This window comes from Peribacillus sp. NPDC096540, from assembly GCF_050278525.1.
Taxonomy (GTDB): Bacteria; Bacillota; Bacilli; order Bacillales; family DSM-1321; genus Peribacillus.
The window spans coordinates 1-14,998 of record NZ_JBNNTG010000062.1 but is presented as its reverse complement, the minus strand read 5'-3'; the positions used below and the strand labels follow the sequence as shown (position 1 = coordinate 14,998).

The following is a 14,998-nucleotide window of genomic DNA, read 5'->3' as shown; positions in this document are numbered from 1 at the left end:
GATTAGTTGGAACGCCGTATGCGGTGAAAGTCGCACCTACGGTGTGAACAGGGGGAAAAGGGAGCGATAATTTCAAACCCTTACCTATCTGTATCATTTAGGAACACAAAAATGATCAATCTTTTTTATAAAAGAATAATCTAATTAAATATTATAAGGGCATGTTTTGATTATTCTTTTTTCAAAACATGCTCTTTCTATTTGTTGATTTATCAAGGTTTTTTGTATTAATTTGATCAAACTTTGTTTCAAAGCTACTTAAAGGGAATCGGTAACAAAAATCGGAAAACTAACAGGCCCAAATACGGAATGTCTTCTATTCTTACATTCGAAGTAGTTACGGCTTTCACTGTTAAGATGGCTGTTGCAGGTTGCTAATTAGTAATAAGCAATTACCCCAAAATTATGGGGTATTTTAAGCGAGCATTTTATCTAAAAAATCATATTTTCGTCAAAATGTTGGCTTGACCCCTTCTATCCCTTGGATTACGAATATTCCTACACATTTGGTATCGCCAGCATTACGGTATTTATAGGTACATCCAGCTTCTAAATAAATAGTGTCTCCTTCATTTAGTATATAATCTTGGTTGTTTACTACTATTTCCATTTCCCCTTCACATATTAAGGCGATTTCATTACTAGGAAAGTCTTGAGATATATTTATAATCACTTTTTGGTTCCATGGATACAGCAAGAATTTTAAAATCTTTCTTGGGATTTGAAATGATTTCGTAACTAGTATTTGAATACTCTGAAAACGTTACCTGTTTTCTATCTGTTTTTCTAATATATCTGAAATTGTACTTCTACTAACCTCATAATTTTTAGCAATTAAATTCTACACTGCTGTAAAATTCATTTTTAATAACATTTCAGGATACTGTTTTCTGATTTCAATTACTTTTTGATCATTTAGTACTGATTGGAGGTAAATTACACCCTTTTTCAAACCATATTTCGCCACCGATAATGCCTTCGTCCAATTTTTATTCCCAAAATTCGGACCTGCTTTCCGGTATATCTTAGATTAGCTTTTTCCCCAATAGACAAACAGACGACCATACAATTGGTAGTCTGTTTTATTTATAACTCGAGCCATGCTGGAATCCGTTTCCTCTATCTTTTCATAAATACGCTATTGTTGTGACAACACATATTGAGCGTCTCTCAGCAAATAGGTTGCAGCTTCATTTGAAATTTGCTTCCCGCTTTGCGCCTTCACTTCATTCATAAAGCTGTTCAAATCGTTGTTTGCCTTTAGACTCCAGGCTATTGGCAATTCCAGCATTGTCGGATCCATTTACTATCGACAAAGCGTGTTATCAACGCCTTTAAGGAGTCGATGATGGCCATTTTCTGAAAGTGAACAGTTTTGCTCCCCCTATTGCCGGCTAGGTCACTTGAGGATATAACAAGGGTATGTGGACCAAGCGGCAACGCTGTATTCTTTGAAAATAAGAAATATCCTTCTTCAACAAAATGGCCCTATACACAAAGAAAGAGCGCAATTCTTACTGCAGAATTGCGCCCTAAATAAAAATGATATCGTTTTTAATACATATATTAGAAAATTATGCACTTTCCGCTAAAAATCCATAGCCAGGATGGATAGCATCTGCATGTGATACTTGAGCAACAATTAATAAATTAGTCATTTTTCAAGTAGCTCTTAGATGATAGGTGTGGTCCAATGCAGTAGGCTTCATCTGCTAGACGTACATAGAGCTTCACGGTCTGCTTCAGAATATACAGCGACCGTAGATATCCCCACTTCCTTACACGCCCTAATCACACGGACTGCAATTTCTCCTTGATTAGCAATAAGAACCTTTTTAAACATATACGATTTCCTTTCCAAAAGTTTATTATTGTCTATCAATCACTCCATTGATAGCAGATTTTTATGGAGAAGAGATGCACTTATTAATCAGGAGTAATTCATGTTCTATCCCGAATTTTTTTAAGAATTTACTAGTACTTTTTTAATTTCTTTCGTTAGAAGCGGGATCACCTCAAACAAATCCCCCACAATACCGTAGTACGCTACTTGAAAGATAGGGGATTCGAGACCTTTGTTAATCGCAACGACAACTTTAGAGTTAGACACTCCGGCTAAATGCTGAATGGCACCTGAAATTCCGCAGGCAATGTACAAATCAGGGTTAACGACTTTTCCCGTCTGTCCGATTTAAAGTGAATAATCCCAGTATTCAGCACCTACCGCCCTACCTAGCACATCCGCCAATTCCTGAAGCGGTTGTGTTCCATCCTTTCGGTCAGCAACGAGCTATAAGATTGGATTTAGAAATCGCTTGATGGCAAAACCGCTTCAAAAATCCCAGAGACTTTTATGTCACCTTCTGTTTTTCGCCTGTACTTCACCCACAACTACGTTGTCAGCCTTTTCCTCTTCCACTTTGCTAACATACCTCCATTTTCTCTTGAAAGCCATAACCGCCATGGTAATCAATGATTTGCAAAAAAAGTGAGCGGAACAGGAATACCATCATACCCACCATCCTTAGCTAACTCCAAGCTGTAGAAAATTGGGTTATCATCCCTTGTTGCAATCGCAATTTCTTTATTTTTCCTTTTTCCACTGCCATGCTGTAAGGCTCTAACTCATGCCCAAGAAAATCTTTCACGTTTGACAAGCCCATTCGCCTCTTTTTAATAGATTACACTCCTGTTTTCGTTAATTTTGAGTTTTTACTATGCTTTAAGCAGATTTCCGGCAATAACAAGACGCTGAATCTCTTGCGTCCCTTCATAGATTTGGGTGATTTTAGCATCTCTCATATATCGTTCTACCGGGTATTCCCTTGTGTATCCATATCCGCCAAATACTTGAACAGCCTCCACCGCTACTTCCATGGCGGTGTCTCCAGCAAATAGTTTGGACATTGCAGATTGAAGTCCGTAAGGAATTCCTTGATCCTCACGCCATGCTGCCTGATATGTCAATAAACGGGCAGCTTCGATTTTTGTGGCCATATCGGCTAATTTGAATTGAATAGCTTGAAGTGAGCTAATCGGTTTGCCAAATTGGACGCGATCCTTTGCAAATGCTACAGCATTATCAAATGCTCCTTGAGCGATTCCAACAGCTTGGGAAGCGATTCCGTTCCGACCGCCGTCGAGAGTCATCATGGCAATCTGGAACCCTTCACCCACTTGGCCCAAAAGATTGTCCTTTGGAACGCGGCAGTCCTCAAAAATGACCTCTGTCGTGGCGGAAGAGCGAATGCCCAGCTTTTTTTCCTTCTTTCCTACAGAGAAACCTGGGAGGCCCTTTTCCACAATAAACGCAGTAATGCCTTTATGCTTTAGTGCCGAGTTGGTCTGTGCGAAAACGATATAAGTGTCGGCATAGCCTCCGTTGGTGATAAAAATCTTCGATCCGTTCAAGACCCATTCATCTCCGTCTAGAACGGCTGTTGTTCTCATTCCACTGGCATCAGATCCGGATCCAGATTCCGTCAAGCAATACGCACCCATGTTTTTTCCTTCCGCCATGGCCCGCAAATATTTTTGCTTTTGATCTTCCGTTCCAAACTTGTAAACCGGCCATCCGGCTAACGATGTATGTGCGGAAAGTGTGGTCCCAATTGAAGCGTCCACCCGAGACAATTCCTCCACCGCAATTACATAACTCAAGTAATCGGCACCTGCACCTCCGTACTCTTCTGGCCAAGGAATGCCGCATAAACCAAGTTCCGCCATCTTGTGCCAAATCTTGATATCAAAGTATTCCTCTTCATCACGTTGAGCAGCAGTAGGTTCACATTCGTTTAGAGCAAACTCTCGCACCATTTTTTGCATCATTAGATGTTCCTTAGATAATAAAAAATTCATCATTAGTCCCCTTTTTTGATTTTGTTATTCCAAACAAGATATCTTCTGAAAAACTATGTAAGCTATTTGCCATCGTAAATCTATAAAGATAATACTTTTATAAACTCCAACCTTTCAAGGATAGGACTTTAATGCCATTTACACTTTTTGTTCGATAAGCTTTCGGGTATAGATGGTTACCCATTTCCTTGGCAGCAATCCCACAGATTTAGCCATGAGTTTATTTTTAAAGCCTGGGATGATCACAGTTTTATTCTTCATTAACCCTTCAAATCCGCACTTGGCAACAGCTTGCGGTTCTATTAAGTTCTTAATGAAAATTTTTGTTCTTGTTGAAGCCAACCCTTGCGTCAGCGGCGTTTTGGTAGAAGGGGGACATAATACAGAAGCTTGAACTCCGGTTCCTTTAAGTTCTTCCGCAATTGCTTCCGTAAAGAATAAGACGTAAGATTTGCTGGCCCCATACATCGACATCCGTGGAGTTGGCTGAAAGGCTGCTGTTGAAGCCACGTTTAAAATTTTACCTTGCTTTCGTTTCACCATGTCATCCGCAATAAGTCTAGTTAAATACGTGAGCGAGATCATGTTGAGCTGCAGGTATTCCATTTCTTTTTGAATATCCAATTTCGTCATCAACCCTAATCCGCCAGCTCCAGCATTATTAATCAAAATATCGATATCGATTCCTTCGCTTTTCAGGTATCGATGCAAGCTCTCTACCGTTGTATGGCTGCTCAAATCGCCGGCAAAAGTATTCACTTGCACGCCATATTCCTTTTTTAAACTCTCGGTTTGTTGTTCCAACAACGCCGAATCTCTGGCAACTAATACTAAGTTATAACAATGCTCTGCAAAAACTTTTGTGAATTCATATCCAATCCCTTTTGTAGCACCAGTAATCAAAACCGTCTCTGCTGTCATTTATCATTATTCCTCCTAGTATTATTATCTATTGAGTTGGAATATTAAAAATTTTAAAAATATTATTATGTTAATGATTATATTCATAAGTATGAATTAAATAAAATTAAAATTTTTAATCTGTAAGTAAGTAATGTTTATATACAAAAATCTAGAGCCTTAAAAATAGGCTTTGTTAAACTTGCCTGTTATTTCCGCTACAGGCACTTCGCTTTCCGCGGGCAGTGTGTAGCCTCCTCGGCGCAGATCGCCTGTGGGGTCTCTCCTCTGACCTGCCACTCCTGCAGGAGCCTCGTGCCTTCCGCTCCAATCAACATAGTTTGAAAAATCAACAATTATGTTTAACATAGCCTAAAAATAAATAAGGACCTCCGAAAATAAGAAGGCCCTTTTACAGCTCAAATCATGTTATGAAACTAACTAATTTCCTTAATCCTCCACTTCAATATGATCATCAGCGTAAGTCTCGGATATCTTATCCTGACAACTCCAGCACTTACTGCGATTTCGCTCCATAATAGCTAACTCTTCATGACACAATACACAACAATCCATCTCAGAATCGGCCTTTTCATTTTTACACATCGTTTATTTCCCTCCTTGATTCACCTATTAATGATTTTTATACAATAACTTGTTCCTCAGGTTCTATCGCTGTTTGACCTTGGTTCGCAGGACGGACAATGGTCCAAAACAATAATCTGATTACGAGCATAACCAAAGAAGTTACTTGGAAGCTATAACCATATCCAATTGCACGATACTTTCTGGGAAATTACTTCGCTTCTTTTTAGATTTTCGTTTAAGTTATAACTCATTAAATGATTCCCCCCCCCTTTACTCACATAGGAGGCTTAGAACGCCTATTATTTTGAATATTCAAAATAATATTACACTAAGTATACTCATAAATTAAAATTAAATAAAATTAAAGATTTTAATTTGTATGTAAGTATTAATAATATTAAAAAGGAACTTCAGGATAACAGGAGGGCTACTTCGATGATCTCTAGATCTACTTCTAAATAAAAAGACAAAGCCCCAGTAAAGAGTAGACTTACCCCCGTCAACGAAAATCCAAACCCCAAATAATCACTTCTGAAAATATTACAAAAGAAATAAATCGGATCCGTCACTCTATTTCATTTAACGGGTTAGTCTGCTTTTTTAGCCTTTGTTCATATAAATTAAGGGGTACTGTCAGAAATTAACTTCCTCAACGTTGTAAATCCAATTTTCCTGACTGTACCCCTATGAACCCTAGTTTTATGACAATTAGAGTGAAAGAGAATTTGTTCTTTAACCCAATGGTTGATTTATTATTGTTTATTTAATTTCCACGCCTAGGCTGATGCAACCCGAAGAAAATTGTTCGTCTTATTGCCTCTCAGGATGGTTTGAATCAGAATTGGCAGAACCTTTTGATATGTCTTTAGTAGCTATTTCTAAGCATAGAATTTTCCCAAATCCCATAAAAAATTTTATATAGTTTAAAAAGGGGCAAGTTTCCATTAATTCAACTCTCCTGCCCGTTTATTTTGTATTAGAAAAAGAGTGATCCTCACAGCTCTTTTATGAACAATTGCGCCGTTTAGTTGAATAAGATTAAAGGGGTGATTTTGTTTTTGTACCTTGATGAAAAAACATTTGCCATCTACCATTTCTATATTTCCAGATTGAACTTCGTAATGTATGTTCCATTTTTATTTCATTATAAATTCGATAGGTAGTTAACCCTGTATCCTCAGACAATTGATGTATTTCAAAATTACTTAATGTCATTGTTCCAACGCCAATCCCCTCGTCTCCAATGCAATCCCCTTTATACCATACGTTACCTGAACTTCCGAACTCAAAAAAATCATCTTTCAACAATTTTGAAAGTTCTTCAGGAGATGTACGGATTTCAGGTTTTAACAAATTTTCCTCCAATTGACACAAATGTTCTTTTAACGAAGATTTACTCTCCATTTTCCCAGTCCTCTTTTTAATTTCTGAAGTTGATTCTTTGCTTTTATTTTGTAGAGGTTTTTTTCTATAATAATATGAAATATTCTTAGGAAAATACTTAACTAAACAGCCGAAAACCTCTGTCTACATTGATGTTTAAAAGATTATATTGCGAATGATATACTGTTATTCATATATCATATCCATCGGGAATTAGATACCAAGCGCAGGAAGCTAATACATCAGTTTTTGCTGGAGAAATTATTGCTTACTTTGCATAAAAAATGCCCGATTCCATCACATCTAGAATCGGGCATTTTTTTAAGCTATTAATATTAAGGTAAAACTGTGCTTCCCATTAGTAGACGTCGACAACATGTCCTACTTCGACGCCTTCGATAATGGCATAACCGATTAAGGTTTGACCTCTATTGGCATCTCATACAGCTAAGACACCTTCAATATACGTTCAATATCGCCATAAACTCTTTTCGATATTTCGTTTCCTTGGTTTTAAGTCAAATACGGAGTAGCTCGATCACGAAAACTTAATGAAATTTACCAGTTAATCTAAAACCAATTTCTGCAACAAGAGTTGACAGTAAAAATGTTCCTGTATATACAACTAGTGAAATAACAACTATACGCCATCCTAATTTTTTAAACTCTTTCAAATCTTTCCCGAAAGATAGGCCGGCATACGCCAAAATAGGTGTTGCTAAGGCCATAAAATTAACTTGTTCCGTTACTTTTATGATTGATGCGTTTCCTGGAAAAATCGGTGTTGTAATCAATAATGCTAACATTGAAACCCAAACAACAATTGGTAGTTTAATAGGGATGATTTTTGCGAAAAAGAATCCTAATATCGTAACAGCAACAATGATCATCATACCTGGTAATGCGTCAATAGGTGAAACATTGTATCCAACCCAATTTCCCATAATAGCTATTACTCCAATAATTATAAAAGTCAATATTTTATCTTTCATATAAAATCTCCCCTTTATGTCCTATGCTCCAATATTTTTCATTTGATCTTTTTTTGACTTCCGCCCTAAAATAGGTTCTAATTTTTTGTATAAATAGTTTGTAAAAGGGAGAGAAAAGAATACACATATATACGTTCCTAAAATTGTTGTAATTAAGTTAGCTGCACCAGCAAAAACTGCGATATCCTTTGCGGATTCTGGGAATATAACTGCTAATGCTCCTGACATGGCAGCCATCATACTACCTGAACCTACACCCGCACCCATGGCTAGTGAAATTGGATGAAACCAACCAGTTTGAGCCAAAAAACTTGCTAACACTGACAGATATAAAGCCCCAAACAAAGTACCACAAACATATACGCCTAGTGCTCCCCGTCCTTCTGGTGAATCCGAGCCATATTTTTCAGCAATAATGGCTAAATTAGGTTCTCTATCGATTGAAAAAGTAGCACCGACTGCTTCTCTTTTCATTCCAAGTAATAAAGCAATTGGTAAACCTAATAGGATTGTCCCTGCGAAATGTCCCACTTCTTGTAATCCTAAAGAAATCCCAGCATCAAATATTTTCGGCAATGAAGGCCCCATTAACATTCCCAATTTGGCTACAAAAAGCATGAATGAAATTCCTAAAATATTGGCCGCTACATTCATTTCCTTCATTTTTAAAATTTTTAAAGAAGGTAAACTAATAATTGCTCCGATAATTAATGCATACAACATTGGAAATAATGCAATGGCTCCAATCCCAATGTTAAACGTTTTTACGCCAATAAATTCTGTAACACAGACTAATATCAAAACAAATAAATGAATTTTCCAACTACGCAGAGAATTTTCTTGCACTTTATTACACTCCTTTTCTACAAGTTATGCTGATTCTAAAAAGGTAAACCAACACTATTTTTGCTTATTATTTTTTAACTTATTGAATTTTTTCAGTAGTATTTATAACTAGTCCTACGATAAGGGAAATCCCTTGGATCATCGCTTTTTCATCTGGTAAAAATACGTCACTATGCAGCTTCATCGGATCCTCTGGTTTTTCTCCTACTCCTAAGAAGACAAATGTACCCGGGACTTTTTCTAAATAGAAAGCAAAATCTTCACTTGCCATACTTGGTTTAGTCAACCACTGCACTGAGTTTTCTCCAAATAAATCAGTAGCAATAGCAGCAGCATGTTCATTAAATTTTGGATCATTCATTGTAACAGGATACCCCACTGTAAAGTTATAATTTATTTCAACTTCTAATTTAAGTGCTGAAGCTACTCCTTCAATAATTCGTTGAATACTTGCAGCCACTTCCTTACGAGTGTTCGCATTAAGTGTTCGTACAGTTCCTTTAAAACTAGCTTTTTCAGGAATGATATTATAGCCATCTCCCGCTTCAATTGTTCCAATGGTAATAACAACAGAATCTACTGGATCTGTTTCTCTGCTAGCAATTGTTTGTAGAGCTGTTACAACATGAGCAGCACCCACAATAGCATCTACTCCTTGATGGGGTGCTGCCCCATGACCTTGTTTACCCTTTAAAACAACATCAAAAGAATCCATACTTGCCATAATCGCACCATTTCTAAAACCATAAATTCCAGTTGCTAACTCAGGCCAAACATGAAAAGCAAAAGCATGGTCAACGGTAGGGTTACTTAATACACCTTCTTCAACCATCATTATCCCTCCGCCCTTCATCTCTTCAGCAGGTTGAAAAATGAATTTTATCGTACCCGCAATATGTTGCTTATTTTGAGATAAAATATTAGCGGCAGATAGTAACATTGCGGTATGCATATCATGTCCGCAAGCATGCATAACCCCAGGATTTTTAGATTTGTAGCTTACATCTGTTTTCTCCTGAATAGGTAAAGCATCAATATCAGCTCGTAATGCAAGCACAGGCCCCTCTTTATCTCCACGAAGAATACCAACAACACCAGTCTTAGCTACCCCGGTTGTCACTTCAATTCCAAGCTCTTTTAAATAATTCGCAATAATTTCAGCCGTTTTATACTCTTCAAATCCAAGTTCAGGATTTTCATGGATCATTCTTCTTAATCTCACAGCTTCTTCATATATTCCAGATGTTTGCTCTACTATTTCAGTAGACTTTATTGATTTTGAAATTTTTTTGATACTCATCATCATTCATCCCCTATAGAAAAATAAACACAAAATATTCTAACTATAATAATAATATTTTTGTTAGAAAAACTTTCATTATAATAAAAAAATGTTTTTTCTGAAAAAACCATATAATTTGATAATTCTCAATAGATATTGTTATCCTACCATTTCAAATATTAACTGTAAATATTGAAAATACAAAAAAACATTATTCTCTTTCAGATTGAAGACAAACACATTGTTCAATTAAATAATGTGTTTGTTTTTTTATCTATTTCTCTATTTTTGAATTAAAACACAGAAATAGGCAAAAAAAATAGAGTCCTTTTGGTCTCTTAATTTCAGGATTTTTGCTAATTTTTTTATATTTAGACAAGCAAAAGTAAGCCCAATTTTCATGTGCATTTTTTCTTTACCAATCATATTCGTATAGCGAAGACCATGAAATTCTTTAGCTGTTCCAAATAATCGTTCTATTGTTTGCTTTCTAATTCCATAAAGTTGTTTCATTCCAAGGGAATGACGGATATCCTCACATCGTTCCATTTCATCTTCCCATAAATGTCTCATAATTAACTTAGTTTTATTCTTTGATTCTGTACATGAGGTAATGAATGGACAAGACGAACAATCATTGGGATTACTTTTATATTCTTTATAACCTTCTCTATTAGTTGTTGTATAATTTAAAGTTTTCATATTAGGACAAATGTAACGATCAAAATATTCATCATAAACATAATCATATTTTTTGAAAAATCCTTTTTTAGTCATAGGTCGTTTGTAGGGGAAAACAGGAATTAAATCATCTTCAAATAATTTATGTGCTATTCCAGGCGTTTTATATCCAGCATCCATTATTAGTTTATCTAAAGTAAAATGGCTTTTTAATTTATCATAAAGAAAAATAAAAGTTCTACTGTCATGTTGATTTCCAGGATGTGTTGTATAGCCTAACACCCATCCATTTTTATCACATGCCACTTGTGTGGCATAGGCAAATACTTGTTTATGTTCTCCCTTATGAAACCAACCACTTTCATTATCTGTCGTACTTACTTTCTTCTTTTTTACTTTTAAATCACTTCCTATTTTTCTTTTTAAGGGCTTTTTTAATCGTTTTTCTCTATCCTTCTCAACCTCTTCTTGTAAGCTTTTAATATAAAATAAACTTTCTTCTGTTACATCTGTACTCTCATATTTTTTATTATTTGCATGTGCTTTTATGTGTGTTCCGTCAACAAAAACTTCTGAAGTATCTACTAATTGAGCGCCAACACACTGATCTAAAACGCCATAAAAAATTTGTTCAAATATATCAGTGCCTCTAAATCTTCTTGAATAATTTTTACCAAAGGTAGAAAAATGAGGAACTGAATCTTTCATATCCAATCCTAAAAACCAACGGTAAGCCACATTAACCTCTATGTCTTTAATTGTTTGCCTCATACTCTTAATACCATATAAATATTGAATTAATGGTAACTTGATTAATAAAACTGGATCTAAGCTAGGTCTACCATTATTTTCATCATATTTATCTTCTACTAATTCATAAATAAAATTGAAATCAACATACTTATCAATATCTCTTAACAAATGTTCCTGTGGAACTGGATCATCTAAAGAATAAAAACCAATTTGATCTCGTTTACTCATATCTTGTTTTTTCAACATCTAAATCAGCTCCTCTTCTCCATTTTACCAAGAAAAAAAGACAAAGTATCGAATAATCAGATACTTTGTCTACAGTCTGAGGTTGAGAAATTATTTTCTCAACCTTTTTATTCGGTGTTTTTTTATTTTCACTCAATATTTTCTACATTTAAACACTTAGTTTCACAGTAATAGCCTTTGCCGCCAACATAAACTTTTTCTATTTCATTCTTGCTATTGGCTGCTAATTTAACTAATATTTCGGAAGGCGAGTGTAAAGAATAACCTTGTTCAAATACATAGACTTCTTTTTGCAAGTAGTGCTGTTCATAAAGGTAGCAAGCTAATGCACCGTTTGAAGTTCCAGTCGCTGCTTCTTCATTGATGTCGTATAGTGGAGCAAAATTTCTGCATATAATTCGATTGTCATTAAAAGTATATAGATGCATCCCGACAACATTATAATACTTGCTGATTTCTTTAATTTTTTCAAAATTAGGTTGCAGTGCATGTAATCGTGTTTCGCTTTTTATAGGAATTAAAATATCTTTTAAGCCCGTGGAGACAATTTGAATTGGGTATTTATTGTCTATAGCTTTAATGTCAAAACAGTCGATGAACTCGTTTGGAGATACAACATCATAGAATATCGGTTTGTTTTGTTCCATGAATATGATGTCATCTTTTATGGTAATAGTAAGAACACCGCTGTTCGTTTCAATCGTATAGCGATTCCTGAAAAGTTTATTTAAATGCATCAGTATCGCGAAAGAGCCAATTGTGGCATGACCACATAAATCAACTTCTTCTTTTGGTGTAAAATACTCAAATTTATAATCAGCAATTTCAGATTCTGATATAAATGCGGTTTCCGCATAGCCCAGTTGTTTGGCTATTGCCATTTTTTGAGTAGTGGTCAATGTATTCTCAATAAATACCACTCCTGCTTTATTTCCGCCTTTATGATCCTTGCTAAATGCACTTGCAACATAAACGGATATTTTCATAAGACATCTTCCTTCCTCACTTATAGTAAATTGTAGCATAGAAAGCACTACGTATAAATGTTGTTGGATAAATTTGCTATAAAGCAAGAGACAAACTATTTTTTAGCATCTGAACTCTCCAAAAATAGTTTGTCTACAGTCTGTTCTCTTTAAGTGAGTGTTCAAAAAGGAGAACAAAAGAGCCAAGATGTTTGAGGAACGATTGTCTCGAGGGCCGGAACGTTTCATACGCGAGGACCGGTCTTGCACAAGATAAGGAAAGCTATGAAAGCGATTCATCGAACAAGGAAAGAGTATGCTTTTTGAGGACGTGTACTACTTTAGCAGAAGGTCATAAAAAAGCGACACTTCGTTATTGAAGTATCGCACCTGTAAGTTGAATAATTGAAATACAAAAATTGAAGTAAAGATTATGGCTGTTGTAATTAGTGATGTAGAATTGAGGTTGAAGCGTTATTTAAGTGAACGTCTAGATCATTAGGTAGCAAAATTACAAATGCAAAAGCAGCCTTTGATGTAATATTAGGAAATGTTCCCAGAACAGACAACTCAAACAACTTCATAAGACCTTTACAACCTCTCCTATTTATTAACTGGAACACTTTTCCTACCCTTTTTTTATCTTATTATGTTTTATCTTCTAATTTTTGGAGAACTTAAAAATAACAACAATTAGGAGGGGTATAGTGAAAACAGAAGATGAAAAAACCTCAGAAGGCTTAAATGAAATCTTTGAAATTATAAATGCTAAAGGTGACGTTGAAGAATTAAAAGAAATCGTCCAAAAATCTGATGAACAATTAGATAAAGACAAATAAACTGAGAGGATTTAATATCCTCTCATTTGTAGACAAAAGGGGCTCTATCTAAATGTTAAAACAAAGTGGATTGGAACGAAAGGTGCGAGACTCCTGCGAGAAAAGCACGTCCAAGGGAGACCCCACAGGCGCAAAGGGCGCCGAGGAGGCTCCCGGACCGCACGCGGAAAGCGAGTGCCCTACGTTCCAATCAACGTTCAATTTTTACAAATCCTCTTTTTTAGCTACTTTACATACTCCTTGAGTCAATTACGACATCTAAGGGTCACTTCTTTCTTCAACTAACCCACCCTTTTATTTCTAAAAAAAAAAATAGAAAGTTAGTTTACATAAACACTCTTAAACGAAAAAATACGAAAAAGCCCTTTTTACTTCATTAAGGGCTTTTTCCTGTTCATAAAATGTACCTGTACGAACGATATAACTATAAAAAGGCATGTTCTTAAAGTGAAAAGAATCCAATCAAACGGTTCACAAACCAATCAACTATCAATTTTTTTTAAAGCGACATCTTCGAACTCTCCAAGTTTTGAGTAAATAATTTTTCTTGAAATTTACTTGACATGGATATAAGCGATAAGATTACAAGGGATTTCACATTGCCGTGTGTTTATGCTACGGCTCTCGAGTCGATTTTCTGTTTCCGTTTATTCTTGTTCTTTTTCTTATACCACCACATATAGACACCAGTGAACATCAGTATAACACTTCCTTTGTAGCAACTAACTCGTTTATTAAAGGTTATTCTTTTATCCAATCTTGAATAGTCTTCATCTCTCTTCTCCTCCATAGGTATCGTACCTTTTTTCTGCTTATTGCCATTCAAAATCCTGATCTTAATGTCCAGAAGTCATTTTAATACCCACAGCCCCTGTAATAATACACATAATAAATAGGGTTAATCTTAAACTTCTAGGTTCATTAAAGAAGATCATTCCTGCTAAAACGCTTCCAACAGAGCCGATACTGGTCCATATTGCATAGGCAGTCCCCACTGGAAGAGAAGTTAATGACAAAGAAAGAAAATAAAAGCTTAAACTCCCAAAAAAAAGACACGCTACAGAGGGGAGCAACTTTTTAAAACCGTCTGCACGTTTCAGGCTTATAACACTACCAATCTCGGCAAATCCGGCAATAAGAAGAAAAAACCAAGCCATTGAATCATCCCCTAACCTTGTATAAATCATTTCCTTTAATATTTAGGTTGAGCTGGACTGATTTTTATTCCAATTATTCCTAGTATCATTAAAGCCATAAAAAATACTTTCAGTGGATTAATGGTCTCTCCCAAAAAAAGCATCCCCGTTACTACTGTTCCCACCGTTCCCAATCCAGTAAAAATGGCGTAACCAGTCCCTAAGGGAATTGAATGTAAAGCTTTTGAAAGTAAAAAAAACTAAAGATTATAATAACTACCGTTACTATACTAGGTATAATTTTGGTGAATCCGTGAGAATATTTAAGACCGATCACCCAGACGATTTCCAAAAGTCCTGCCATTATGATATATATCCATGCCATTTTATCGCTCTCTCCTTCGGCATTGACACTTATTTTTGAACCACGAAGGTCTCCATATATCGATAAATCGCATAAGCTACCCCATTCTCATCATTTTTAAGGGTTGTCGTTGTACAAACAGCTTTTATGACATCTTTCGCATTT

13 protein-coding genes and 3 pseudogenes are annotated in these 14,998 nt (G+C 35.7%); 1 reads left to right on the top strand and 15 read right to left on the bottom strand.

The features are described from left to right. Positions 1–451: 451 nt before the first annotated feature. From ACQKMR_RS27000 to ACQKMR_RS26940, 13 genes and pseudogenes are all read right to left on the bottom strand, one after another. The gene (locus ACQKMR_RS27000) at positions 452–673 is read right to left on the bottom strand and encodes a cupin domain-containing protein (protein ID WP_427700030.1); all 222 of its coding nucleotides are present in this window, start codon (positions 671–673) and stop codon (positions 452–454) included. 465 nt (positions 674–1,138) lie between these two features. Next, complete coding sequence (locus ACQKMR_RS26995) at positions 1,139–1,291, bottom strand: hypothetical protein (protein WP_427700029.1); 153 nt, start codon at positions 1,289–1,291, stop codon at positions 1,139–1,141. A gap of 286 nt (positions 1,292–1,577) precedes the next feature. Next, positions 1,578–1,843: pseudogene (locus ACQKMR_RS26990) on the bottom strand (biotin carboxylase N-terminal domain-containing protein); the annotation flags it as partial. A 120-nt stretch (positions 1,844–1,963) separates the two neighbouring features. Further along, positions 1,964–2,275 (bottom strand): annotated as a pseudogene (locus ACQKMR_RS26985) (electron transfer flavoprotein subunit alpha/FixB family protein); the annotation flags it as partial. Positions 2,276–2,528: 253 nt separating this feature from the next. Further along, positions 2,529–2,657: a hypothetical protein gene (locus tag ACQKMR_RS26980; protein ID WP_427700028.1), complete on the bottom strand. Its 129-nt coding sequence runs from the start codon at positions 2,655–2,657 to the stop codon at positions 2,529–2,531. Between the two features lie 58 nt (positions 2,658–2,715). Then, positions 2,716–3,858 carry an acyl-CoA dehydrogenase gene (locus tag ACQKMR_RS26975; RefSeq protein ID WP_427700027.1) on the bottom strand — a complete coding sequence of 381 codons (1,143 nt, stop codon included), beginning with the start codon at positions 3,856–3,858 and terminating at the stop codon, positions 2,716–2,718. 138 nt (positions 3,859–3,996) lie between these two features. Then, complete coding sequence (locus ACQKMR_RS26970) at positions 3,997–4,779, bottom strand: SDR family NAD(P)-dependent oxidoreductase (protein WP_427700026.1); 783 nt, start codon at positions 4,777–4,779, stop codon at positions 3,997–3,999. A 1,605-nt stretch (positions 4,780–6,384) separates the two neighbouring features. Then, positions 6,385–6,750, bottom strand: a complete 366-nt coding sequence (locus ACQKMR_RS26965; protein ID WP_427700025.1) for a DUF4440 domain-containing protein — start codon at positions 6,748–6,750, stop codon at positions 6,385–6,387. Between the two features lie 527 nt (positions 6,751–7,277). Beyond that, a complete protein-coding gene (locus ACQKMR_RS26960; RefSeq protein WP_427700024.1) occupies positions 7,278–7,721 on the bottom strand; it encodes a hypothetical protein in 444 nt (147 codons plus the stop codon). Between the two features lie 21 nt (positions 7,722–7,742). Then, entirely contained in the window at positions 7,743–8,567 is an 825-nt protein-coding gene (locus ACQKMR_RS26955) for a DUF3100 domain-containing protein (RefSeq protein ID WP_427700023.1), read from the bottom strand. A 79-nt stretch (positions 8,568–8,646) separates the two neighbouring features. Further along, entirely contained in the window at positions 8,647–9,867 is a 1,221-nt protein-coding gene (locus ACQKMR_RS26950; protein WP_427700022.1) for a M20 metallopeptidase family protein, read from the bottom strand. A 264-nt stretch (positions 9,868–10,131) separates the two neighbouring features. Beyond that, positions 10,132–11,529 (bottom strand): IS1182 family transposase, encoded by a 1,398-nt coding sequence (locus tag ACQKMR_RS26945; protein WP_427700021.1) that lies wholly within the window; start codon positions 11,527–11,529, stop codon positions 10,132–10,134. 128 nt (positions 11,530–11,657) lie between these two features. Continuing rightward, positions 11,658–12,515 carry a PhzF family phenazine biosynthesis protein gene (locus ACQKMR_RS26940; protein ID WP_427700020.1) on the bottom strand — a complete coding sequence of 286 codons (858 nt, stop codon included), beginning with the start codon at positions 12,513–12,515 and terminating at the stop codon, positions 11,658–11,660. A gap of 686 nt (positions 12,516–13,201) precedes the next feature. Here ACQKMR_RS26940 and ACQKMR_RS26935 point away from each other — a divergent pair. Next, the gene (locus tag ACQKMR_RS26935; protein ID WP_427700019.1) at positions 13,202–13,333 is read left to right on the top strand and encodes a hypothetical protein; all 132 of its coding nucleotides are present in this window, start codon (positions 13,202–13,204) and stop codon (positions 13,331–13,333) included. Positions 13,334–14,169: 836 nt separating this feature from the next. Here the strand turns inward: ACQKMR_RS26935 and ACQKMR_RS26930 are convergent. After that, positions 14,170–14,490 carry a DMT family transporter gene (locus tag ACQKMR_RS26930; RefSeq protein ID WP_427700018.1) on the bottom strand — a complete coding sequence of 107 codons (321 nt, stop codon included), beginning with the start codon at positions 14,488–14,490 and terminating at the stop codon, positions 14,170–14,172. A gap of 35 nt (positions 14,491–14,525) precedes the next feature. Beyond that, a pseudogene (locus ACQKMR_RS26925) lies at positions 14,526–14,854 on the bottom strand (DMT family transporter). Positions 14,855–14,998: the final 144 nt, after the last annotated feature.